The following is a 22,797-nucleotide window of genomic DNA, read 5'->3' as shown; positions in this document are numbered from 1 at the left end:
TTTCAACCTCAGTCCTGTTCTAAATTCCGTCGCCAGCACATCCTCACATAGCTGACACTATAATATGTTCGATGATTCGCTGCTGTAGCGTTTCTTGCCCTATTCATCTGGACTTTACCTTTCTAAGAACAAAAGTTACTGGCCATCCGTACATGTGTAAAAAAGTTATCTGTTCTTAAGCCATCAAAAGACACCTTGTTTAGTTAAGGTGCCTTTTTACTTTCATCCTAATCATTTGTTGGAGTCTCTAATAATGCAGGGTCAAGTATTTCATAACCTTTTGTCTGGAGGCCTTTTACGATCTGAGGCATAGCCTGGCTTGTCCAGACTCGGTCATGCAGCAGCAGATTTGCACCATTTGTTAAATACGGACTGTTTACCATTATTTTCTCCAAAGCTGCTTTGTTTCGGTAATCTTTTTCCCAGTCATATCCATATGTCCAATTCATCAATAGCATTTTTTCATCTTCGACGATTTTTCGGGAATAGTCAGTGTTGATTCCAAATGGCGCCCTGAAAAACTTTGGGCGTTTACCAATTATCTGTTCAACTGCATCGTTCACCTTAACTATTTCATTATATTGCTCAAACTCAGATAGTTCCTTCAAAGTTTTATGATTGAATGTATGGTTGCCAATCATAAACCCCATTTGATCGATTTGCTTCAGAACCAGTTTTTCATTTTCAGAATCAATAAAATGTCCATTCACAAAGAAAATCGCCTTTACACCCAAAGATTGAAGTGACTTTGCGATTTGGAGTGCATTTTGATCGGGTACATCATCAATAGTAAGAAGTACCACCTTTGGATTCTCCCCTGCTATAGGTTTGATAGTCCAGTTGCCAGGATTTAGCCTGTAGGCGGGAGTAAGAGGCAGAGCCGCGTCTTTTGCAGGCTCCGCTTGCTTTACCTGTTGTTCTGGGTTCTTCTCTTCTTTGCTCGCAGCTTCATTTGCTGCCGGGGGAGTTTGCGTTTTTTCAGGCTTAGCTGTTTCCTCAATTGGACCACACCCGGCTAACAGGAAAAAGGCTGCCATGAATGCTATCATTTTCCATTTCATGGATGTCCTCCTTGTTGATATTCGAATCTGCCATTGTTGCTCATCTCTATGATACTGTTATCTTTCACTTTTGGGCAATTAATATGGAAGAAATATGCGAAAAAGCAAGTGCAGCCCTGAATAGCTCACTAAGCTAACGATTGTAATACATGCCGTTTTCCTCCCTGATTGTAGCATTGCTTTTCCAGTATAAACGGCTAGATACGAAAAAATGACAAACATTCCTGCATTAAAAAATAGTCTATCGTGATCAGACAGCCATTCCACTACAGAATACCCGCTCCATATCATCATTTGAAATAAAAAAACGATATAGGTCTTCACAACGGCCAACTCCTGACATTTCTTCTAGTAAATCTAAATATATGTACAGGCATAGCCTTTAATTACTAAAAGCTGATACCTTTAACAATAAAAAAAGCCGGTCACAGGCACCGCTTTTAGCGGGCCTTGACCGACTTATACTTATTTTATTTAATGATATGGATTGGGCTGCCAAGTGCTACTTCAGCAGCTTCCATCGTGATTTCACCTAATGTTGGGTGAGCGTGAATAGTCATGGCAATGTCTTCGGCTGTCATACCCGCTTCAATTGCTAAACCAAGTTCTGCGATCATATCAGAAGCGCCTGGTCCGGCGATTTGGGCCCCAATTACCAAGCCGTCTTCTTTCCGGGTAACAAGCTTCATAAAGCCGTCTGTCATGTTCAGTGACAAAGCACGTCCATTTGCTGCAAATGGGAATTTAGCAGCGGCTGCATCGATACCTTCATCTTTTGCCTGCTTTTCAGTATATCCAACTGAAGCTAGTTCAGGCTCAGAGAATACTACTGCAGGGATTGCCAGATAGTCGATTTCAGATGAATGGCCAGCAATTGCTTCGGCAGCAATCTTACCTTCATAAGAAGCTTTGTGTGCCAATGGCGGCCCTTGAACGATGTCACCAATTGCATAAATATTGCTTACACTTGTGCGGCATTGTTTATCAATTTCGATTACGCCCCGGTCAGACATTTTAATGCCTAATTGCTCAAGGCCAAGTTCATCAGTGTTTGGACGGCGTCCAACTGTTACTAGTACATAATCAGCTTCCACCTTCTGCTCTTCACCTTTAGCTTCATATGTTACAACAACGCCATTTTCAGTTTCCTCAACACTTTTAGCTGATGCCTTTGTGATGATTTCAGCACCTTTTTTCTTTAGATTACGTTTTACTAAAGCAGACATTTGCTTTTCAAAACCGGAAAGGATTTCATCCATGCCTTCTAGAATCGTTACCTTTGTTCCGAAATTCGCATATGCACCGCCAAGCTCTGTGCCAATATAGCCTCCGCCAATAACGACCATTGATGACGGTATTTCTTGAAGAGCAAGGGCACCAGTTGAGTTAATCACGCGCTTGCTGTATTTAAATGCAGGCAATTCGATTGGTGTGGAACCCGTCGCAATAATTGCATTTTTAAAAGTGTATGTCTGTGCAGAGTTTTCCGTCATAACACGGACAGAGTTTGCGTCCACAAAATATGCTTCACCACTGACGATGTCCACTTTATTGCCTTTCAATAAGCCTTCAACGCCGCCTGTCAGCTTTTTAACTACAGTACCTTTCCAGGCTTGTACCTTTGAAAAGTCAACAGTCACGTTTTCAGCACTGATTCCCATGTCTTCAGAATGCTTAGCATGCTCATAACGATGCCCAGCAGAAATTAAAGCTTTTGAAGGGATACAGCCGACATTTAGGCAAACCCCTCCAAGAGTTCCTTTTTCAACGATTGTTACTTTTTGCCCGAGCTGCGCTGCACGGATTGCTGCTACATACCCGCCAGGACCTGCACCAATGACAAGAGTATCTGTTTCAATTGGAAAATCTCCTACTACCATGAATTATCCCTCCATTAACAATAGATCTGGATCATTTAGCAAACGCTTGATATGATTCATTGCGTTTTGTGCAGTTGCACCATCAATCATACGGTGGTCAAAGCTTAAAGAAAGTGCCAATACTGGAGCTGCCACGATTTCACCATTCTTAACGATGGCTTTTTCAGCAATGCGTCCAATTCCAAGGATTGCAACTTCAGGATGGTTGATGACAGGAGTGAACCATTGTCCTCCAGCTGATCCGATGTTGGAAATTGTGCAAGAAGCACCTTTCATTTCATCTGGAGCAAGTTTTCCATCACGTGCTTTTCCAGCCAGTTCATTGATCTCATTGGAAATGTTGAACACTGATTTGCGGTCAGCATCCTTCACGACAGGAACCAATAAGCCTTTTTCAGTATCGGCTGCAATTCCGATATTGTAGTAATGCTTATGGATGATTTCGTTTGTTGCGTCATCAAGTGATGTATTTAGCGCAGGGAATTCACGCAGTGCACTTGTTAATGCTTTTACCACATAAGGCAGGAATGTAAGCTTAATTCCTTTTTGTGCGGCAACATCCTTGAATTGTTTACGGTGTGCTACAAGCTTCGTAACTTCCACTTCATCCATTAATGTTACGTGAGGTGCAGTATGCTTGGAATTAACCATAGCTTTAGCAATCGCTTTACGGATTCCGCTCATTTTTTCACGTGTTTCCGGATATTGTCCAGCAGGAATTGCTGCAGCAGCTGGAGCTTTTGTTTCCTTTGTTTCTGCTGGAGCAGGAGCCGTTGCTTCTTGCTGTCCAGGGGCTGCAGCAGCTTGTCCGCCTCCAGCTGCAAATGCATCGATATCTTCTTTCATTACACGTCCATTGTCGCCTGAACCAGCTACCTGTCGGATATCAACGCCTTTTTCTCGCGCATATTTGCGGACAGAAGGCATTGCAATGATCCTGCGATTAGGATCGACATCAGCCTGTGGCTGTGCGCCGGCACCTGTAGCAGCTGCTGGCTGTTCAGTGCCTTGAGTTTCTTTTTGCATATCCTGGCCTGCTTCTGCAGTGGATTGCACCTGTGCTTCCGTTTTCTGTTCGCCTTCTTCATGGTCGCCCTTGAATTGAAGATGCTCATAGCCAGGTGCATCAAATTTAACCAAAACGTCACCAACGATCGCAACGGTACCTTCTTCAACAAGAATTTCTTCTACAGTTCCGGCAACAGGAGAAGGTATTTCAACTACCGCTTTATCGTTTTGAACTTCGCAAAGAACGTCGTCTTCTTGCACTTTATCTCCTGGCTTCACGAACCATTTTACAATTTCACCCTCATGGATACCTTCACCGATATCTGGGAGCCTAAATTGGAATGACATGGTTTCAACCTCCTATTGATCAATGATTATTAAGAAAAGCGTAAGTGCCCGCCAATGAAACGTCGGCTAAAGTCTGGCACGTCCTGTGCCAAATGCCGACGCTAGCACTTCCTTATAAAGGAAGAACGGTTAAAACCGCCGCGTCCTATGCGTCGGGGCTTTATTTTTCTACGGAAAAAAAGTTGCTTGGCGCTGGAGCTAGACATCAGTATAAATTGAGAAAGTTATACTTTCAGATTTATTAGAACGTAAGTACTTTTTTAGCCGTTTCGATTATATCTTTATGGTTTGGAAGCCATACAGACTCTGCTTGAGAGAATGGGAACACAGTATCAGCTGCTGCAACACGCAATACTGGAGCTTCCAGGCTAAGAATTGCACGCTCATTAATTTCTGCTACAACTTGTGCTGCGATACCAGCCTGGCGCTGCGCTTCCTGAACAACGATTACACGTCCTGTCTTTTCAACAGAAGCAATAATTGTATCAATATCCAGTGGAGTGATCGTACGCAGGTCAACTACTTCTACTGAGTAGCCTTCTTTTTCAAGCTCCTCGGCAGCTTTAATTGATTCATGCACCATTGCTCCGTAGGTAATGATAGAAAGATCGCTTCCTTCTCTTTTCACATCCGCTTTTCCGATAGGAATAGTATATTCGCCTTCTGGAACTTCCTGGCGGAAAGAACGGTAAAGTTTCATATGTTCAAGGAAAATAACAGGATCGTTATCACGGATAGCAGAAATCAGCAAACCTTTTGCATCATAAGGAGTTGAAGGGATAACTACTTTTAAACCCGGAGACTGAGCCATTAACCCTTCCAGGTTATCAGCATGCATTTCAGGAGTATGAACTCCTCCTCCGAAAGGAGAACGGATCGTTACAGGTGAGGTGTAGCGGCCGCCTGAACGATAGCGCATACGAGCCATTTGTCCAGCAATGGAGTCCATTACTTCAAAAACGAAACCAAAGAACTGCAGTTCCATTACAGGTCTGAAGCCTTGAAGTCCAAGCCCGATTGCCAGACCGCCGATTCCGGATTCAGCCAGCGGCGTATCAAAAATACGTTCTTCACCAAATTCATTCTGCAATCCTTCTGTTGCACGGAATACACCGCCGTTTACACCAACGTCTTCACCGAAAACAAGGACTTTTTCATCCCTGCGCATTTCTGTACGCATTGCATCCGTAATTGCTTGAATCATTGTCATTTGAGCCATGGCTTACTTCGACTCCTTTTCTCTATAAATTTCATATTGTTCTTTTAAGTAGTTAGGCATGTCTTCAAACATTATATCCATAAGGTCAGTAACCTTCTGCTTTGGTGTTTCATCAGCCTTTTTAATGGCTTCTTTAATGTCTTCTTTTGCCTGTTCAATCACTCCGGTTTCCATTTCCTCATTCCAAATTCCTTTCTTTTCAAGGAATTTACGGAAACGGACAAGCGGATCCTTTTGTTCCCACTCATTATCTAGCTCAGAAGTACGGTAGCGTGTTGGATCGTCTCCAGCCATTGTGTGCGGGCCATAACGGTATGTTAACGTTTCAATTAATGTTGGACCTTCTCCGTTTACAGCACGTTCACGAGCATCTTTAACAGCCTTATACACTGCCAATGGATCCATTCCGTCTACCTGGATGCCTGGAATACCCGCTGCAACTGCTTTCTGGGCGATCGTTTTAGCTGCTGATTGCTTTTCAACTGGTGTTGAAATCGCAAAGCGGTTGTTTTGAACGATAAAAATAGCTGGAGCTTTGAATGCACCCGCAAAATTAATACCTTCATAGAAGTCACCTTGAGAGGCACCCCCATCACCAGTGTAAGTGATGGCTACTGTCTTTTTACCATTTTTCTTCATTCCTAATGCAACACCGGCTGCCTGAATGTACTGCGCACCAATGATAATTTGCGGAGAGATTACATTAACGCCTTCAGGGATCTGGTTTCCTTGGAAATGTCCGCGTGAAAATAAGAATGCCTGATGCAATGGAAGGCCGTGCCAAATAATTTGCGGAACATCACGGTAGCCCGGCAAAATGAAATCTTCTTTTTCCAGTGCAAATTGGGAAGCTAATTGGGATGCTTCCTGTCCTGCAGTAGGAGCATAAAAACCAAGGCGTCCCTGGCGGTTTAAGGAAATAGAGCGCTGGTCAAGAATACGTGTGTATACCATTCGTCTCATTAATTCCTGTAATTGTTCGTCTGTTAGATCAGGCATTGCTGCTTCATTTACAACTTCGCCTTCTTCATTTAAAACTTGCAAGGTTTTAAACTGTTCTGTTACATTTTCAAGCTGAGTCTTGACGTCAAATTGAGCTTTTTGTTCTTTAGAAGCCATCTCTAGCCACCTCTTCCTTTCACTAAAAAGGTTATATTTTGCGATAAAGCATTTCCACTTCCAGTCAAAACGCAGAAAATCCACACTTTTGCGACCCATATAGAAGCGCAGATAGGTCTATTAGAGGGACACATGATTAATATTCAACCAGTGATCTCCTATGGAATCATGTTGTTATGTAATTAGGTTCCATACCGGCGCACTGATCCTTGTTCTGCTTTTTGCGTGTTAAAGGTAAATACAATTATTTATATTTTCCTTTCCGCAAAGAAACAAACCATTCGTTATTTTCCACGTCCACCAGCGCTGAAACATGTTTTGTTTTGTGCACCATCTAGGCAATGCGTGCTGTACTAATACTTTCGTCCGCTAAAATGATACAATGCTTTATTCCATTTTCAAGTTTACCCAACAAAATATTTTTAGTCAAATACTAAGCACAACAATTTCACAGCATAAGATTACGAACAATACTTTAGATTGAATCCTCCTTAGACAGCAATCTGTTACATATCAATATGAATAACTGTACTATAACTAAAAAAAATCCTTTATTTAACAGCTCGGCTCACCATAAAAACATTTTTCGCCTATTGTCTATCATTCCTATTTTTGGCCAAATTTACACACGATGACGGTCAATAGATTTCAGAAATAGTTTCAAATACCACACCAAGGTGGAATTATGTTTTAACAAAAAAAAAGCCCCTTTAGGAACCAGCACCACTCAAAATGCCCTGTGGCAGTCCCCAAAACGGCTTATTATGATAGAAGAAATACTGTCCTTTTGATTAATTTTAAGAAACTTTCAGGCCAGCACTTTTATAGAACTCCATCTTTTCTTTGTTATACTCTTCTGTTAATTTATTGAACTTATCATTTTCTTTTATAACTTTATCATAGGTTTGGTTAACTTCATCTATTTTCTTTTGAAGGTCTTCCATTCTCAAATCTTTTTGTTTAAATAGTCCATACAGTTCCCGGTCTTTCTTCAGGCTTTCCAGATACGCTTTATATAGGATTTCGTGTACTTTAAAGCGTTCTTTCATTGTATTATTTAATTTTATTGCCTTATTCCTGGCATCTTCTTTTTCAATGTCTTTAATTAGTTCTTCAATCTTTTTGAATTCTTTCTCTGCCTCTCCAATGCTGTCATGTTCCTTTTTTATATGTTCTTCCCTTTTATCGATATTTTGCAGGGCTTCATTGGAAAGAGACACAATTTTATCATAATCCTTTATTCCAAGCTTAATGATCTGTGAATAGATGTCCGATTCCTTCTTTTCTAAGTCCACAAGCGGCGTCTGCTGCTCCTTAAACCCATTTTCTTTAACCACCACCTCTTCCAGAATTTTAAAAATTTTTTCTTCTGGAGATCCGTTCAGGCAGCCTGTTAAGAAGATAGCTGCTAATATGATAAGTGCAAAAGGCTTTATATGTTTAAACACTAGTAATTCCCCCTAAATAATATATCTACTATAACGGCTCACCAACTATTTGACAATAAGAAACAACCCTGTATCCTCACAGCGGACGGCTTGTCCTCCCTATGAAGTTTATGTAAACCATTATATTCAGCAGGCAATAAATTATGATTGGGCATAAGCCTATACATAAACCAATACCTGGGCATAAGCTATAGAAAAAGCATTTCGTATGAAAAAGGAGGATTATTATGTACGGCTCTTATAATACCGGCCATGAATATTTTCATTATGGCTATCACTCCCCGGAACCCCATCCCAAAAAATCTGCCATTAATTTTACTGTCGTAATTATACTATTTATATTGCTTATCATTGTCGGTATCTTCTACTCACGTGGTGATGAACATATTCACAAATGAGATATACCCGTAATAGCTGCGTTCAAAAACTTTATTATCGAACTAACCCAAAAGGCTGCCGCATTGTTGTCGAATGTTGAAGCAGTTAACCTTTTTTAACGGAAGGAGCTTCTTTCACATATTAATAGCAGTAATTTGCATTCTTTGTGCCGCAGTTAGCAATTAACATTTGACCTTCATTTTGTTAGACTAAATCATATGAATGTCAGTTGGTACTTAAACAGAGGTGAATATAGTGATTACGATGAAGGATATCATTAAAGAGGGGCATCCAACTCTTAGAAAGGTTGCCGCAGAGGTCCAGCTGCCTGCAACCGACGAGGAAAAGGAAATACTGGGCAACTTGGTGGAATACGTTCAAAATAGCCAAGATCCGGTTATCGCTGAAAAATATGGGCTTCGTCCTGGAATCGGCCTTGCAGCTCCGCAAATAAATGTCGCAAAACGGATGATTGCTGTCCATTTGACAGATGAAAAAGGTAATTTAATTAGCTATGCTCTATTTAATCCGAGAATTGTCAGCCACTCAGTCGAAAAAGCTTATTTGACTGCAGGTGAAGGCTGCTTATCTGTAGACAGGTCTGTCCCTGGCTATGTACCGCGTTATTCAAGAGTCACAGTAACCGGTACTACCCTAGAAGGTGAGGACGTAAAGATTCGCTTAAGAGGCCTGCCCGCCATTGTTTTTCAGCATGAAATCGACCATTTAAACGGAATTATGTTTTATGATCACATCCAAGAAAATGATCCGTTTGCTATTCCGGAAAACGCGTCAGCGATTGACCGTTAATAAAATCGGTTTTAAAGCCTATGAAACCTTGCTGTTCTATGTCACACAGCAAGGTTTTTTCTCTTTTAGCATTAAGTATACTGCTCATTATTTTATCAGCTTCATTTCTTTTAATCCGTGCAGGATACCATCTTCCGCTACATCTCTTGTTACATAATAAGCATGTTCCTTTAGCGCATCACCCGCATTGCCCATTGCAATGCCATAGCCTACGGTCTTAATCATCTCAATATCATTTAATCCGTCACCAAACGCGTATACATCCTCCAGCTTAAAACCCACCCTCTCCATTAGGATCTTTATGCCTTCAGCTTTTGATCCTCCATGAGGCAGGACATCGATGGAATACGGATGCCAGCGAATAAAGTGGAATTCCGGAAATGAGTCCGTATAGCTTTTTTCTTCCTCTTCTGTGCAGAACAAGAGCGATTGAAAGATATCACTATCTGTATAGAAAACTTCGTTCATTTCAGGATGAGGAAACCTGAGTGATGCCATAGCCTCCTCAATTCTTTCACTTGACCGGACGCTTGCCTTCATTGTTGACTCATTCATATACACCAATGGGATACCAAGTGATTTTGCTTTAGCGGTAAGTCTTTCGAGTCCAGTCTGACAGAGCGGATTTCTGTATATCACTTCACCCTCAAAAACCACAAATTGTCCGTTAAAACTAACAAAAGTATCGATATCAAGCTGTTTTCTTAGAGGTTCAAACATAAAAGGTGCCCTGCCTGTTGCAATTGCGACAAATACTCCAGTTTCCTGCAGCTCTTTAATCGCAAGACGAGTCGAATCGGGCAGCTTTTTATCATGGTCAAGCAATGTACCATCAATATCAAAAAAAACAATTTTCTTATCCAAACATTTCACTTCCTAATCAGAATTTTGGCTTCCTGATAGTTTTTATCCTGCTACAATTAAAAACCCCGCTCTTTTGGATGTCAAGCACATCGGGCTGTCCAGCGCCTCCAGCTGATATTTTTTCCATTAATATCCTTGAAATAGTTTGCATCTAATAACATACTCTATAAGCAAAGAACTTATTTACTAGTATGGGCGGCTTGCGGACAAACCTTAAGCAAAAGAAAACTTTCTGAAATTCCAGGGATGTAATATAGTAAATTCCCCATAAAGACATATTTACATTCTGGCAAATTGGTATAAAATAAGGACAAAGGGAGTGATCAGCCATGTTAAAAAAGCTGCGCAAAAAGCTGCTTAAACAATGGAATGATCTGTTAAGAAAAAAAACAATTGCATAATTTATGCTAAAAAAGCCCTTCAAAACTTGCGAAGGGCTTCTTCTTTATTGTACAGTTTTCAAGTGACTATCTTTTTCCATTTTCTTTATATTTTTACATTTAATTAACTGGATGTTGTAAAACATGAAATAATTGTGTTTTTTATATATAATGAAAAAAGCAATTAATTAAATGAGGGGCGATAAAAATGATATTTAAGGTATACTATCAAGTAAATGCATCACAGGTACCTGTTCGTGAAAACACTAAAACAATTTATGTAGAGGCTGAATCGGAACGCGACGTCCGCTTGAAAATCAAGCATGAGCCTTACAACATTGAGTTCATCCAGCCTGTGACTGGTGATCACTTAGAATATGAAAAACGAAATGCAGATTTTAAAGTATTGGAGCAATGATAATTTATGAAATTTGTGAAAAATGATCAAACAGCTGTATTCGCCCTCGGCGGACTTGGCGAAATAGGAAAAAACACTTATGGCGTTCAGTTCCAGGACGAAATCATCCTGATTGACGCGGGAATTAAATTTCCGGAAGATGAACTGCTCGGTATAGACTATGTAATCCCGGATTATTCATACTTAGTAAAAAACGCTGATAAAATTAAAGGGTTATTCATTACCCATGGCCATGAAGACCATATCGGCGGTATTCCTTACCTGCTTCGCGAAGTGAATGTCCCTGTTTATGGCGGCAAGCTTGCACTCGGCCTATTGCGTAACAAGCTTGAAGAGCATGGACTTCTTCGGCAAACGAAGATGATTGAAATTCAAGAGGACGACATTATAAAATTCCGCAAAACATCGGTTACATTTTTCCGCACTACTCACAGTATTCCAGATTCATATGGTATCGTTGTTAAGACTCCTCCAGGGCAGATTGTCCATACCGGAGATTTCAAATTTGATTTCACTCCAGTCGGTGAACCTGCCAACTTGATAAAAATGGCTGAAATCGGAAAAGAAGGCGTACTTTGTCTGCTCTCTGACAGCACAAACAGCGAAGTACCTAATTTCACAATGTCCGAAAGCCGTGTGGGCGAAAGCATCCATGATATATTCAGAAAAGTGGACGGCCGCGTTATATTCGCTACATTCGCTTCCAACATCCATCGCTTGCAGCAGGTTACGGAAGCTGCAGTCCAAAACGGCCGTAAAATAGCCGTTTTTGGAAGAAGCATGGAAGCAGCTATCACAATTGGCCAGGAGCTTGGCTATATTCGCGCTCCTAAGGATACATTCATTGAGTCAAATCAAATCAACCGACTTCCTGCAAACCGGGTTACGATCCTGTGTACAGGAAGCCAAGGTGAACCAATGGCAGCCCTGTCCAGAATTGCAAATGGGACTCACAGGCAGATTCAAATCATACCCGGAGATACAGTTGTATTTTCTTCTTCCCCTATCCCGGGTAATACCATTTCAGTCAGCAGAACCATTAACATGCTTTTTAAAGCTGGGGCGGAAGTTATTCACGGAAAACTTAGTGACATCCATACCTCTGGACACGGCGGGCAGGAGGAGCAAAAGCTGATGCTTCGCCTGATGAATCCAAAGTTTTTCATGCCGATCCATGGGGAGTACCGAATGCAGAAGATGCATGCGCGACATGCTATTGATTGCGGTGTACCTGAAGAAAACTGCTTTATCATGGACAACGGCGAAGTGTTGGCGCTTAGTGAGAATACTGCCCAAATCGCTGGAAAGATTCCTTCTGGTTCGGTGTATATTGACGGAAGCGGAATTGGTGATATAGGAAATATCGTGCTGCGCGACCGCCGCATTCTTTCTGAAGAAGGACTAGTAGTAGTTGTTGTAAGTATTAATATGAAAGATTTCAAAATTGCGGCTGGTCCTGACATCATTTCCCGCGGATTTGTCTATATGCGTGAGTCCGGAGACCTAATTAATGACGCTCAAACACTTATCACAAAGCACCTGAATAAAGTAATGGAAAGAAGGACAACTCAGTGGTCCGAAATTAAAAATGAAATCACTGACACACTTTCCCCATTCCTTTATGAAAAAACAAAACGCCGTCCTATGATCCTTCCGATCATAATGGAGGTTTAAGAGGCGCTAGCATATAGGATAACCTTCCAGCATCCGGAAGACTTGCTCATAGCTGTTATACATTGCATAGCAAATAGAATGCCGCTTCCCAACTGGGAGCGGCATTCTATTTTGTGCAAACTACCTTATTCAACTATCCGTCTTTCAAACCGGTTAATGTCTGTATCAGCTCCGATTACAATCAAGATGTCTCCTGTCCTGATAATTTCATTTGCCTGTGGTGAAACTATAATATCTTGGCCGCGTTTGATGGCAACGATATTAATTCCATATTTCGCGCGGATATCCAAATCAATGATTGAATTGCCATCCATTTTTTGGCTGGCAACAATTTCTACAATGGAATGCTCCTCCGAAAGCTCGAGATAATCTAAAACATTATTGGAAACGATATTGTTTGCAATTCTTCGGCCCATATCACGTTCTGGATGGACCACATGGTCTGCACCAATTTTACGCAGCACCTTTTCATGATAATCATTTTGCGCTTTCACGGTAATATTATTAACACCCAGTTCCTTCAGCATCAGAGTCGTCAAGATGCTGGATTGGATATTATCGCCAATTGCTACGATGACATGGTCAAAGTTACGGATGCCTAGGCTTTTTAAGACCATTTCATCCGTTGTATCTCCAACAACAGCGTGAGATGCAATCATTGCATATTCATTCACTCTGTCTTCATTATTGTCAATTGCCAGTACTTCCATTCCTTGCTCGGCTAGAGCCTTGCAAATACTGCCTCCAAAACGGCCCAGACCGATTACAACAAATTCTTTTTTCACTGAGAATTCCCCCACAATATTCGTGCTAATAGAAAAAATCGTATAAACGCTATTATTAGTGAATCACGCTGTTCTCGATAATTCAAAATACTTCTTTTTATTATTGTAACATGATTATCAGGGAACTCACACCTCAGTCTGCTTTTGATTCATTACTTAACTAACTAATTGTGCCTCTACTGTAAAGCTCGCGAACTTTTGTTGTCCGATATAGCCTTATAAAAAAGAAACTTTTGTCTGGAGAATCATGGATCGTGAAGCGGGGAGTATTTTTAGTTTTTTCTTTAAGCAGGTTTTGCCTTTTTATCTTTATTTCAGCACAACAAAAGCCAGGCTAAGCCTGGCTTGTTTAATAGGTATAATCACTTTTCTGCTGCTTCAGTTTCATCAAGAACACGGTTTACGCGCTTTTCAAGCATTTTCATACCGCTTCCGCCAGCCTGGAAGTGACGAAGCTTTCCTTCTTTGTCAAACACATAATAAGCAGGAACATATTGATTTTCAAAAGCATCATTAAGCTTTAATTCGTTATCAACAAAGATTGGCTGTGATATGCCATGTTCTTCCGCTGTTTTCTTAATGTCATCCATGTTAAGGTCATCTTCAGAACGCGGCATATGGACAGCCACAACGTTAAGCTTGCCCTGATATTTGTCCCTGAATTCATTAACCTGCGGCATAGCTTCTTTACATAAATAACAGCTTACTGACCAGAAGTGGATAAGCGTTGGTCTTTCACCAACCAGTTCTTCTTTTGTTACCTGGCCATTTAACCAGTCAGTAGCTCCTTGTAGTTCTGGCATTTGATCACGTAATTTCATTTTTTTGCACCTCCGATGATTTTTTCTTATCCAAAAAGAGACTATTCCATAGAGGGACGGATTGGCAGACAAGGGCGGCAGGAATTCCCCTCACCTTATTCTTGTCTGAAAACGCATCACGAACCACTATGGAACAGCCTCACACATTTCTAAATTTCGATTAAGCGTTTAGTGTAGCTTGTCCAGGTCTCCAGTTAGCCGGGCAAAGACCGCCAGTTTGAAGAGCTTGAAGAACGCGAAGTGTTTCATCAACGTCACGTCCAATATTGTTATGGTTAACAACAGAGTACATTAACTCTCCTTCAGGACTAATGATGAACAGACCACGAAGAGCAACACCTTCTTCTTCGATCAATACGCCATAATCCCGGGAAACTACATGGTTTGTATCTGCAGCTAGCGGATAGTTAAGGTCGCCTAAGCCGTTCTCTTTACGATCAGTATTAATCCAAGCTAAGTGTGTATGGATAGTATCAGTAGATACTCCAATTACAACAGCATCAAGATCGTCAAATTCGTCATTACGGTCAGACATAGCAGTGATTTCTGTCGGGCATACGAAAGTAAAATCCATTGGATAGAAGAAAAGAACTGTCCATTTATCATTCTTCATATTCTCTTCAAGACTAACTTTACCAAATTCCTTATTTGCTAATACAGCATCCATTTCGAAACGAGGTGCTTGTTTTCCTACCATACGCTCTGGCATGAATAAATCCCTCCAAAAACAAATTTTTATTGAGAAAATATTTTATTTTTCTCATTTATTTTTTTACACAATATCCATTATAGACAAGACCCCTATTACCGTCAACACTTGATTAAAATCAATTTAAAGAAGTATTGATTATTAATAAAGCAAAGCCTGGCCATTATAAGGTTGCCCCTGATTACACTATCGTAAACCAAAAACCAGGATTTTTTATCTACAACAGGTACCAGTTTACCACTGTTCATTTTCTTAATAAAACAATACGACTTCAAATCTCGACAAAATATTATAAATGCTTCAACTGTCTTTGAAATAAAAGCTGATTATTAAAAAAATCCCTGAAAGACCATGTCTTACAGAGACTTATTTCATAAAAATTATTCTCCTTTGTACCTTAAATAAGGGATAAGGAGGTTTATAGCTGTTTCAATGGCTGATTCATCGGGATTGATTTTAGAATGGTGCAGACCGAACTCTGAGTTAGCCCCCAGCCAAAACATAAAGCCGGGAATTTCGTTAAGCATAAAACCAAAGTCCTCACCTGTCATTTGCTCGCTGCACTCAAATACAGTAATACCCTCCTGGCGGGCAGCAAACTCCATAAATTCGCGTGTAAGGGTACTTTCATTATTAACCTCATGGTACATACAGCCAAAGTCTATCGATGCTTCACATTGATATCCGATTTCCACACCCTTAATTAACTCCTTGACCCTTTGCTTCACTTTTTTCATGGAATCCACAGAAAGAGTCCGAATCGTACCTTCCAGGCGTGCATTTTCTGCAATAATATTCTGTACTGTGCCGCCAGTAATTTTTCCGATTGTTATCACAGCCGAATCAAGCGGGTCGACATTCCTTGAAACTACTGTCTGAAGCTGTCCTACAAGCGAGCAGGCAGCAATCACCATATCATTCGTAAGATGCGGATAAGCAGCATGGCCGCCTTTTCCCTTTAGGTCAATAAAAAGCTCAGAGGTATTGGCAAACAGCAGGCCTTCTTTAATAGCAATCGTACCAACCGGATATTCCGGGGCAATATGGAGAGCTACAATCATGTCAGGCTTCCATTTTTGCATGGTATCTGTGTTCATTAAAGGTGCTGCACCTCCCGGACCTTCTTCAGCCGGCTGAAAAATAAACAATATGTTATCAGCTGCTGGCTCTTCGGCAAAACGGGTCAGAACTCCCAGAGCAATGCTCATATGAATATCATGACCGCAGGCATGCATCTGTTCCGGATGTTCAGAACTAAATGGAAGACTTGTTTCTTCCAAAATCGGAAGGCCGTCCATATCGGCCCGATAGCCGATTGTCTTGGAAGGGTTCTTCCCCTTTACCCTGACAAAAACTGCTGTCTTCCATGTCTCTACTTCTAAGTGTTCCTGTGGCAGGCCCCCGACATAATCTAAAATATAGCGCTGTGTCTTAAACTCCTGGAACCCAAGTTCAGGAATCTTGTGCAAATCACGCCTGATAGAAACAAATGGATTTAATGTACTCACTCTTATCCCCCTTCATAAAAGCGTAAGCGCCCGCACAAAAGGAACACCGGCTAAGACCCCCACGTCCTCACAAAACTGCTACTTGGTCTCGTGGAAATGTATTGTTGCCGAGGCATTCCTTGCCCTGCCTTATCCTGCAAAAAAAAGTTACTGGGTGCTTGCGCTAGAATCTGTAATATTGTAAAAGACTACTCTTGCACAATCAAGAAAAACCTCACGCTTAAGCAGAGGTAAACAGCTTTGTAAAAAAGAATCTCATTAAAAAAGCGCATTATAAATTAAATTATAATAAAAGGGCCGGAGCAACGATACCCGGTCCCTTTACTTTGAGCAAAAACCATTTTGATTACAGCTGACGAAGCTCCTGCATGATTTCAGTTTTTGATTTTGTTTTTTCATCAATTTCTTTAATCACTTTAGCCGGAGCGCCAGCCACTACTGAGTATGGAGGAACATCCTTTGTTACGATGGCGCCAGCGGCAACTACCGAGCCTGCACCAACAGTAACTCCTTCCAATACAACAGCGTTTGCACCGATTAATACGTCATCCTCAATGACTACCGGTTTAGCAGACGGTGGCTCAACAACACCAGCCAGGACTGCTCCTGCACCAATGTGGCAATTCTTTCCTACAGTTGCTCTTCCGCCAAGAACTACATTCATATCAATCATTGTCTTTTCGCCAACAACCGCTCCAATATTAATGGAAGCTCCCATCATGATTACGGCGTTCTCACCAATTTCTACCTGATCACGGATAATAGCGCCTGGCTCAATACGAGCTTTGATTCCTTTCATATCTAAAAGCGGGATCGCTGAATTGCGTCGGTCATTTTCAACCACATAATCTTCAATTCTGTCTGAGTTGGCTGATAATACTGCATTGATTTCATCCCATTCACCAAAAACGACTCCTGTGTTGCCGTTAATAAATGCCTTCGCATTTTCACCGAAGTTGATTCCTTCCAGATTACCTTTTACATACACCTTTACAGGGGTGGCTTTCTTGCTATTTTGAATAAAAGCAATAATTTCATGTGCATCCATTTGCTTCATAATTCCAAGTCCTCCTATTTATGTATAGAATACAAAAAATACTTTATCAGACAAAAGCGTGTTATACAAGCATCACGTATAGAAATATTAGCTGTGCCCATTTGCACTATGCTCAAGTAAAAATTCGTCCAGCAGTTCCGAAAAAGCTTGCACCTGTTTAAGTTCAAAAGCAGAATCATAGCCGACAAGCCACGTATCCCGTTTAATCGGATCATTATGTTCATCCATGAGAGGAAGCTTAAAATAATTTTCGTCCTTGTCATTTAAAGTTATGGCAGGCAAAATGGCGTAGCCAATACCGTTGAAAGCCATTTGCTTGCACGTTTCAATTTGATCAACGACAATGGTCCTTTTCGGGACTGTTTGAAACTGCCTATGCCACCAATCCTGAATTTCCTGATAGTAGTTCGAATCGCTTTTAAATTGAATAAATGGACGGTCCGTTCCAAGAACCTGTTCCATTTTACTCATTTCTGTATCAACCAAATACAGCATATCCTTAAAGAGGTGCTTTTTTACACCTTTCCAGTCAGGTGTACCTCTTATTATGCCTATATGGACTTGCCCATCATATAATGATTTTAGTATTTCACTGCTCCAACCGGTAATTAGAGAAATTTTTGCATGTGGATATCGCTGCAAATACCGTTTCAAAATTTGCGGAAGCCAGTTCTGCCCTACGATGGAAGCACAGGCAATCTTTAGGGTCCCATGGACCTCGGATTCCATCGATTCGATTTCCTCCCTTACTTTCTCCTCCTTTTCAAGCATTTCCCTCGCGAATTTGACTACCAATTCACCTGCCGAGGTTAAGGAAAGCCCTTTTTGAGAACGCAAAAAAAGTTTGCTTCCCCAATCTTTTTCAATCGTCTGCAGCCTTTGTGAAAGAGCAGGCTGGGAAACAAACAATCTTTCAGCGGCCTTTCTCATATTCATTTCCTGTGCTAGCACGGATATTAATTGGAATTCTGAAAAAACCATCATTATCCCCCATTGATAAGAATTTCTTATGATAAATCTAACAAATTACAAATTTCATTATTAGCGAGAAAGAAATATAATACAAGAGCAGATTTGAAAAAGCTTATCTGTAACCTGCAAAGACCTGAGTGATTAATTTGACAGATGTTCTGCTTATTATTATTGGATTTTGCGCTACCTTTATCGGGACATTGACAGGAAATAACTGCTTGGAGCTGAAACCCGCCACATTTCAATTTCTAGTAAAAATCCCTGAAGGCAAATGCCAGCAGGGATTAAAAATATTCTATAATTGCTTTTCCAATTCCTTCAATATCGCTCTGCGGGTGATGATTCCTTCGAAAACACCATCCTCATCCTCCACACAAACAAATGGGTGGTCGATCAGCATTTCAAGTCCTTTTTTGATTTGATCCCCGCTAAATAACCTCGGAATATCTGTTTTCATTACTTCAGAGACTTTTTTATTTTCAAGCTCCTCAAATTCAATTCTCTGGAGGCCCATAATGGAATCAAGGATAACAGGAGTGCTGATTAAACCCTGTAGTTTATACATGGGGTCAAGCACCGGAATAGCCGTATAGCCGCTTTTCGTTAAAACTAACAGTGCATGTTCAAGGTTATTGGCAACCTGAACGTGCGCGACCCTTTCTGAAGAAATGAGCATATCCTTTACTTTTGCCTCCAGAATTCCCCCATTAAAATTACTGAACATTAGAATTGCTCCCTACCGTATGTTAATTCGTACTCCTTAAGTTTAACATAGGTAGGGAAATCTTTCCCGTTCAATATTTAGTTTAATATGAACCGCTGGAAACTTGCCGAATGCCTGTGGAATCCGGCTTTTTATTAACCCTTTCTTGTCTCAATATTTCTCTGGATAAAATTACATTCCGGACAAATATAAATTATATTCTGGTTAGACTGGGCGATTAACAGATTTACAATTTCCCTTTCAGCAAGGCAGTTAGGACATCTTACGACAGGATTCAAACATGCCACCTCCTTTTAGCCTTTAGCATTGGCAACATTATCAATTTCATTCTATGAACTATGAAAAGCGCAAGCGCCCTATGAAGGACGAACAGTTTCCCGGGACGACGCCAGCACAAAACTCATTTTTGTTTGGGTAACGTATCACTGCGGAATCATTCTTAGTGCTTTTAGCAGGGGCTTTTATTTCCCTTCAAAAGAAGTTGCTTGGCGCTGGAGCTAGAGATAGACCTGTTCCTGTTACTTTAGTTATCCGGAACTCACGAATTTTCCTATTTTCTGCAGAAAAAAACCCCGCCGTCTAATTTGAACGGGCGGGGCTTTTCGTTTTTCACAGAAATTACTGTCTACGACTGTAGCAGGTCAAAAATTTCAATCGTTATCATATCAATATTATCAAACTGATATTTGGATGGTTTCCCTTTTTCATTGAAAACCTCTAGTTCGAACATTTCAGTTTTAATGAAATATGTAACCTGGCATTTCTTCACACCATCAATTTCAAAGAAACGCTGAGCCGACTCAGATTCTTTTGCCTGGTCCTGAAGATTTTTCAATCTGGTAAGGATGCCCTGTAATTGAGACATACTCCCTCTCCTTTCTAAATAAAAACCTTATTAACAGGATTCACTATAACATAGTTTTCTATCCAATAACCACACTATATTAAATTCTGAATTTTTCATACATTTTCTTTACATGCCTATATTTACAGAATAAAATAAGGGGAGTGATTTGTACATCATATTCTAGTAATGGAGGGAAAAATTTGTGGCTGCCAATTCTATAGATAGAATCTCAATAATTGATGGAAATGATTTAAACAGAAAAAACCGGACTGGCATATATGTTCTCAACGAATCAAAGAAAACGCTGATTGAAACCTCCTCCAGCCCTTCCGTACCTTTTATTTTAGATGGCTTATGTTCGCTGGGAATCGACCCTCTTGAGATAGAATATATCATTTTGACACATATTCATCTCGATCATGCAGGCGGAGCAGGCCTGCTGCTGAAACACTGCAAGAACGCTAAAGTCATTGTACATAAAAAAGGAGCTCGCCATCTTGAGAATCCTTCGAGGCTGATTGCTGGTGCCCGTGCGGTTTATGGAGATGATTTTGATAGGCTTTTTGACCCCATCCTGCCTATACCTCCAGAAAAAATTATCATTAAAGAAAATGGAGAAACACTTCAGATATCGGACACAACAACACTGACATTCTTTGATACACCTGGCCACGCAAACCATCACCTTAGTATTTATGATCCAATTTCTAACGGAATGTTTACCGGAGATACAATAGGCATCTATTATAGGGAGCTTAAAGATGATGGCTTCGAGTTATACATACCTTCCACTTCTCCAAATCAATTTGATCCAGATAAAATGCTTAGTGCCCTTTCAATAATGGAAGAGAAGCATCTCGATGCCATTTATTTTGGCCATTATGGTTGCAGCCGGAATACAAGTGAAATCTATAAGCAAATCCGTTATTGGATTCCGATTTTCACTAACTATGCAAAGGACGCATTCAACCAGGGGGAATCGTTTGAAGACCGGGTAGAGCTGGCGTATACGACGATTCTATCCGATATAACCGGATATCTGGCTGATTTAGGGATAACTGAAGCCCATCCTGTCTTCGAAGTTCTCAAGCTGGATATCCGAGTGAGTTCAATGGGGCTAATCGATTATTTTGCTAAGCAAGAACAAAAGGTTTTATAATACTCTTAAGTTCTCCAGGAGTACTATACCTGGGAGAAGGCTTTGTTGTTGAGCTTTCTCCCGGGTATATTGTGTCAGGAAATTTCCTTTGGTCCCCAAAAGCAAAGGATAGCATGGTTAGTATAATGAAAAACGCGGTAATATAGGAAAAGCTTTTTTGGATGCTCTCTTGTCAGGCTCCCCATTTGATGCCGGCTACTCCTCCCTTAAATACCCTATGGCCAAGCCGTGGCTGCATCAAGGGCCGGGCAAGAACTGGCATAGCGCGATTAAGTCGGCACTTGTTTTATCATCTACCACTTGCAATTTTGAAGATGATGGTTCTGTAAATACTCGGGATACACCGTTGTACCTCCAAACAGTAAACCAAGCTTTAAAGCTATAAAAAAATTTCTCCCATTAAATTTTTCCGCAATACTTTTCAGGCATATTATTCTCCTTTTAGGATTTCTTTTATTATAATAATGTTAAGCAGGCAAACCCAACGTATTACTTGTTTTAACAATATTTTTACCGAAAAGGTGGTTTTCCTAAATGCAGGAAATTATTGTATACTCACAGCCGGATTGTCCCCCATGTAAAATAATGAAAATGTTCCTTGACGAATATCAAGTTTCATATACCGAAAAAAATATAAAAGCTGACAAACAGGCACTGAAGGAATTGACAAATAAACACAAATCTTATTCAACACCGACAATCGTTATTGACGGACAAGTGATAATAGGATTTGACCCAACAGTGCTGAAACGTGAATTAAATATCCAGGATTGAAAAAACCTTGCCATTCGGCAAGGTTTTGAATCTCATATTTGACCCCGTTTTATCATTAGGGTTTTTTTCGAAAGAGGAAAATCTGCTTAAAAGAGAAAGGATGGTCCTCCGGTCCACATTTCTTCTGAATTTAAATGGAAGGATTTCACCATTTCCGCCTGAAGTGCAGCCGCACTTAAACCAAATCCAATCATCGTTTTTCGAGGACTTACGAGAAAATCGATAAAATAAAAGTTTTCATTTTTATCCGGCTCTTCTATTTTCTCTGTATTTGTTAAAGCACTACCAGGCTGGATGTTGAATTCTCCTGCTATTTCTTTAGTGTTATATGATATATCATCAATTTTCCAGCTGCCATTTTCTTTATTTAGAGTTATAGTCTCAAAATGGCTGGCTGCACTTACCGGTCCGTTTTCCACTTTTTCAAAATTTTCCTGTACATAAAGCTTTTCTGAATTTTCGTCCTGAATTACTTTCGTTTTATCATTATAGCTAAAATAGGGAATATAACAGCACGCGAAATCTGATCCAGGCACAGCATATCCGCCATCAAACTTTATGATATTTTCATCCATAAACCTACTGATAAAACTCTTCGTAAAATATGGGTCCAGCATTCCCTCAATATCCTCCCATGACCTTACCTCATCGCTCAGTGAAAGCTGGACACGAAAGGCTTCATCCAGCTTGCTGAATACACGATCGTTATGTATCCCTTCTGCTCCGGCACGCATTCCAAAGGAAATGAACAACAAACTCGCTACAACTAAACTGATTATGAATGTCTTCAACTGCATCTCCCCCGAATCATATTTTCCATAAAGATGTATTAAT

Annotated in this window: 22 protein-coding genes; 6 read left to right on the top strand and 16 right to left on the bottom strand. The window is 40.5% G+C overall.

The window, feature by feature from the left end; all coding sequences use genetic code 11:
• Positions 1–227 precede the first annotated feature (227 nt).
• The 6 genes from D0469_RS04000 to D0469_RS03965 all read right to left on the bottom strand — a co-directional run bounded on the left by D0469_RS04000 (position 228) and on the right by D0469_RS03965 (position 8,083).
• The gene (locus D0469_RS04000; protein WP_233522929.1) at positions 228–1,061 is read right to left on the bottom strand and encodes a polysaccharide deacetylase family protein; all 834 of its coding nucleotides are present in this window, start codon (positions 1,059–1,061) and stop codon (positions 228–230) included.
• A 470-nt stretch (positions 1,062–1,531) separates the two neighbouring features.
• The gene (gene lpdA, locus D0469_RS03990) at positions 1,532–2,941 is read right to left on the bottom strand and encodes a dihydrolipoyl dehydrogenase (protein ID WP_117325335.1); all 1,410 of its coding nucleotides are present in this window, start codon (positions 2,939–2,941) and stop codon (positions 1,532–1,534) included.
• 3 nt (positions 2,942–2,944) lie between these two features.
• On the bottom strand, positions 2,945–4,297 hold the full coding sequence (locus D0469_RS03985) for a dihydrolipoamide acetyltransferase family protein (protein WP_117325334.1): 1,353 nt from the start codon (positions 4,295–4,297) through the stop codon (positions 2,945–2,947).
• 241 nt (positions 4,298–4,538) lie between these two features.
• Positions 4,539–5,516, bottom strand: coding sequence for an alpha-ketoacid dehydrogenase subunit beta (locus D0469_RS03975; protein ID WP_117325332.1), 978 nt, complete (start codon positions 5,514–5,516; stop codon positions 4,539–4,541).
• A 3-nt stretch (positions 5,517–5,519) separates the two neighbouring features.
• A complete protein-coding gene (gene pdhA, locus D0469_RS03970; protein ID WP_117325331.1) occupies positions 5,520–6,635 on the bottom strand; it encodes a pyruvate dehydrogenase (acetyl-transferring) E1 component subunit alpha in 1,116 nt (371 codons plus the stop codon).
• Positions 6,636–7,432: 797 nt separating this feature from the next.
• A complete protein-coding gene (locus D0469_RS03965) occupies positions 7,433–8,083 on the bottom strand; it encodes a YkyA family protein (protein WP_117325330.1) in 651 nt (216 codons plus the stop codon).
• Between the two features lie 227 nt (positions 8,084–8,310).
• On the opposite strand from D0469_RS03965, the gene D0469_RS20955 reads away from it, so the two are divergent.
• Together D0469_RS20955 and def are read left to right on the top strand one after the other, a co-directional pair.
• Positions 8,311–8,481, top strand: a complete 171-nt coding sequence (locus tag D0469_RS20955) for a hypothetical protein (RefSeq protein WP_158553344.1) — start codon at positions 8,311–8,313, stop codon at positions 8,479–8,481.
• Between the two features lie 235 nt (positions 8,482–8,716).
• Positions 8,717–9,271 (top strand): peptide deformylase, encoded by a 555-nt coding sequence (def, locus tag D0469_RS03960; protein WP_117325329.1) that lies wholly within the window; start codon positions 8,717–8,719, stop codon positions 9,269–9,271.
• A gap of 87 nt (positions 9,272–9,358) precedes the next feature.
• Here def and D0469_RS03955 read toward each other — a convergent pair whose 3' ends face one another.
• Positions 9,359–10,135 carry a Cof-type HAD-IIB family hydrolase gene (locus D0469_RS03955; RefSeq protein WP_117325328.1) on the bottom strand — a complete coding sequence of 259 codons (777 nt, stop codon included), beginning with the start codon at positions 10,133–10,135 and terminating at the stop codon, positions 9,359–9,361.
• Positions 10,136–10,723: 588 nt separating this feature from the next.
• Here D0469_RS03955 and D0469_RS03950 point away from each other — a divergent pair.
• Together D0469_RS03950 and rnjA are read left to right on the top strand one after the other, a co-directional pair.
• The gene (locus tag D0469_RS03950) at positions 10,724–10,933 is read left to right on the top strand and encodes a DNA-dependent RNA polymerase subunit epsilon (protein WP_117325327.1); all 210 of its coding nucleotides are present in this window, start codon (positions 10,724–10,726) and stop codon (positions 10,931–10,933) included.
• A 6-nt stretch (positions 10,934–10,939) separates the two neighbouring features.
• Positions 10,940–12,607 (top strand): ribonuclease J1, encoded by a 1,668-nt coding sequence (gene rnjA, locus D0469_RS03945; RefSeq protein WP_117325326.1) that lies wholly within the window; start codon positions 10,940–10,942, stop codon positions 12,605–12,607.
• Positions 12,608–12,732: 125 nt separating this feature from the next.
• On the opposite strand, the gene D0469_RS03940 is transcribed toward rnjA, so the two are convergent.
• The 8 genes from D0469_RS03940 to D0469_RS03905 form a co-directional block, all read right to left on the bottom strand.
• On the bottom strand, positions 12,733–13,392 hold the full coding sequence (locus D0469_RS03940) for a potassium channel family protein (protein WP_117325325.1): 660 nt from the start codon (positions 13,390–13,392) through the stop codon (positions 12,733–12,735).
• Between the two features lie 362 nt (positions 13,393–13,754).
• Positions 13,755–14,213, bottom strand: a complete 459-nt coding sequence (locus D0469_RS03935) for a TlpA family protein disulfide reductase (RefSeq protein WP_117325324.1) — start codon at positions 14,211–14,213, stop codon at positions 13,755–13,757.
• A 160-nt stretch (positions 14,214–14,373) separates the two neighbouring features.
• Complete coding sequence (locus D0469_RS03930) at positions 14,374–14,922, bottom strand: peroxiredoxin (protein WP_117325323.1); 549 nt, start codon at positions 14,920–14,922, stop codon at positions 14,374–14,376.
• Between the two features lie 380 nt (positions 14,923–15,302).
• Positions 15,303–16,430: an N-acetyldiaminopimelate deacetylase gene (locus tag D0469_RS03925; RefSeq protein ID WP_117325322.1), complete on the bottom strand. Its 1,128-nt coding sequence runs from the start codon at positions 16,428–16,430 to the stop codon at positions 15,303–15,305.
• Between the two features lie 346 nt (positions 16,431–16,776).
• Positions 16,777–17,487, bottom strand: a complete 711-nt coding sequence (dapD, locus tag D0469_RS03920; protein WP_117325321.1) for a 2,3,4,5-tetrahydropyridine-2,6-dicarboxylate N-acetyltransferase — start codon at positions 17,485–17,487, stop codon at positions 16,777–16,779.
• An 87-nt stretch (positions 17,488–17,574) separates the two neighbouring features.
• Positions 17,575–18,471 carry a LysR family transcriptional regulator gene (locus D0469_RS03915; protein ID WP_117325320.1) on the bottom strand — a complete coding sequence of 299 codons (897 nt, stop codon included), beginning with the start codon at positions 18,469–18,471 and terminating at the stop codon, positions 17,575–17,577.
• A gap of 283 nt (positions 18,472–18,754) precedes the next feature.
• The gene (cbpB, locus tag D0469_RS03910; RefSeq protein ID WP_117325319.1) at positions 18,755–19,183 is read right to left on the bottom strand and encodes a cyclic-di-AMP-binding protein CbpB; all 429 of its coding nucleotides are present in this window, start codon (positions 19,181–19,183) and stop codon (positions 18,755–18,757) included.
• Between the two features lie 625 nt (positions 19,184–19,808).
• Positions 19,809–20,048 (bottom strand): DUF1797 family protein, encoded by a 240-nt coding sequence (locus D0469_RS03905; protein WP_101593372.1) that lies wholly within the window; start codon positions 20,046–20,048, stop codon positions 19,809–19,811.
• Between the two features lie 184 nt (positions 20,049–20,232).
• Between D0469_RS03905 and D0469_RS03900 the strand changes: the two genes are divergently transcribed.
• Positions 20,233–21,189: an MBL fold metallo-hydrolase gene (locus tag D0469_RS03900; protein ID WP_117325318.1), complete on the top strand. Its 957-nt coding sequence runs from the start codon at positions 20,233–20,235 to the stop codon at positions 21,187–21,189.
• A 534-nt stretch (positions 21,190–21,723) separates the two neighbouring features.
• Positions 21,724–21,963: a glutaredoxin family protein gene (locus D0469_RS03895; RefSeq protein WP_117325317.1), complete on the top strand. Its 240-nt coding sequence runs from the start codon at positions 21,724–21,726 to the stop codon at positions 21,961–21,963.
• Between the two features lie 86 nt (positions 21,964–22,049).
• On the opposite strand, the gene D0469_RS03890 is transcribed toward D0469_RS03895, so the two are convergent.
• A complete protein-coding gene (locus D0469_RS03890) occupies positions 22,050–22,754 on the bottom strand; it encodes a DUF3993 domain-containing protein (RefSeq protein ID WP_158553343.1) in 705 nt (234 codons plus the stop codon).
• Between the last annotated feature and the right edge of the window lie 43 nt (positions 22,755–22,797).

It is taken from the genome of Peribacillus saganii (assembly GCF_003429095.1).
In the GTDB taxonomy this organism is placed as follows: Bacteria; Bacillota; Bacilli; order Bacillales; family DSM-1321; genus Peribacillus; species Peribacillus saganii.
The sequence above is the reverse complement of the archived record's forward strand: the minus strand, read 5'-3'. Positions and strand labels throughout refer to the sequence as shown.

Excerpts from the sequence above, each read along its gene's own strand:
- D0469_RS03935 (WP_117325324.1), bottom strand. The coding sequence starts at position 14,213 with ATGAAATTACGTGATCAAATGCCAGAACTACAAGGAGCTACTGACTGG.
- D0469_RS20955 (WP_158553344.1), top strand. The coding sequence starts at position 8,311 with ATGTACGGCTCTTATAATACCGGCCATGAATATTTTCATTATGGCTAT.
- D0469_RS03895 (WP_117325317.1), top strand. The coding sequence starts at position 21,724 with ATGCAGGAAATTATTGTATACTCACAGCCGGATTGTCCCCCATGTAAA.
- D0469_RS03915 (WP_117325320.1), bottom strand. The coding sequence starts at position 18,471 with ATGATGGTTTTTTCAGAATTCCAATTAATATCCGTGCTAGCACAGGAA.
- dapD (WP_117325321.1), bottom strand. The coding sequence starts at position 17,487 with ATGAAGCAAATGGATGCACATGAAATTATTGCTTTTATTCAAAATAGC.
- D0469_RS03985 (WP_117325334.1), bottom strand. The coding sequence starts at position 4,297 with ATGTCATTCCAATTTAGGCTCCCAGATATCGGTGAAGGTATCCATGAG.
- cbpB (WP_117325319.1), bottom strand. The coding sequence starts at position 19,183 with ATGTTCAGTAATTTTAATGGGGGAATTCTGGAGGCAAAAGTAAAGGAT.
- lpdA (WP_117325335.1), bottom strand. The coding sequence starts at position 2,941 with ATGGTAGTAGGAGATTTTCCAATTGAAACAGATACTCTTGTCATTGGT.
- D0469_RS03905 (WP_101593372.1), bottom strand. The coding sequence starts at position 20,048 with ATGTCTCAATTACAGGGCATCCTTACCAGATTGAAAAATCTTCAGGAC.
- D0469_RS03930 (WP_117325323.1), bottom strand. The coding sequence starts at position 14,922 with ATGCCAGAGCGTATGGTAGGAAAACAAGCACCTCGTTTCGAAATGGAT.
- D0469_RS03975 (WP_117325332.1), bottom strand. The coding sequence starts at position 5,516 with ATGGCTCAAATGACAATGATTCAAGCAATTACGGATGCAATGCGTACA.
- D0469_RS03950 (WP_117325327.1), top strand. The coding sequence starts at position 10,724 with ATGATATTTAAGGTATACTATCAAGTAAATGCATCACAGGTACCTGTT.
- D0469_RS04000 (WP_233522929.1), bottom strand. The coding sequence starts at position 1,061 with ATGAAATGGAAAATGATAGCATTCATGGCAGCCTTTTTCCTGTTAGCC.
- pdhA (WP_117325331.1), bottom strand. The coding sequence starts at position 6,635 with ATGGCTTCTAAAGAACAAAAAGCTCAATTTGACGTCAAGACTCAGCTT.
- rnjA (WP_117325326.1), top strand. The coding sequence starts at position 10,940 with ATGAAATTTGTGAAAAATGATCAAACAGCTGTATTCGCCCTCGGCGGA.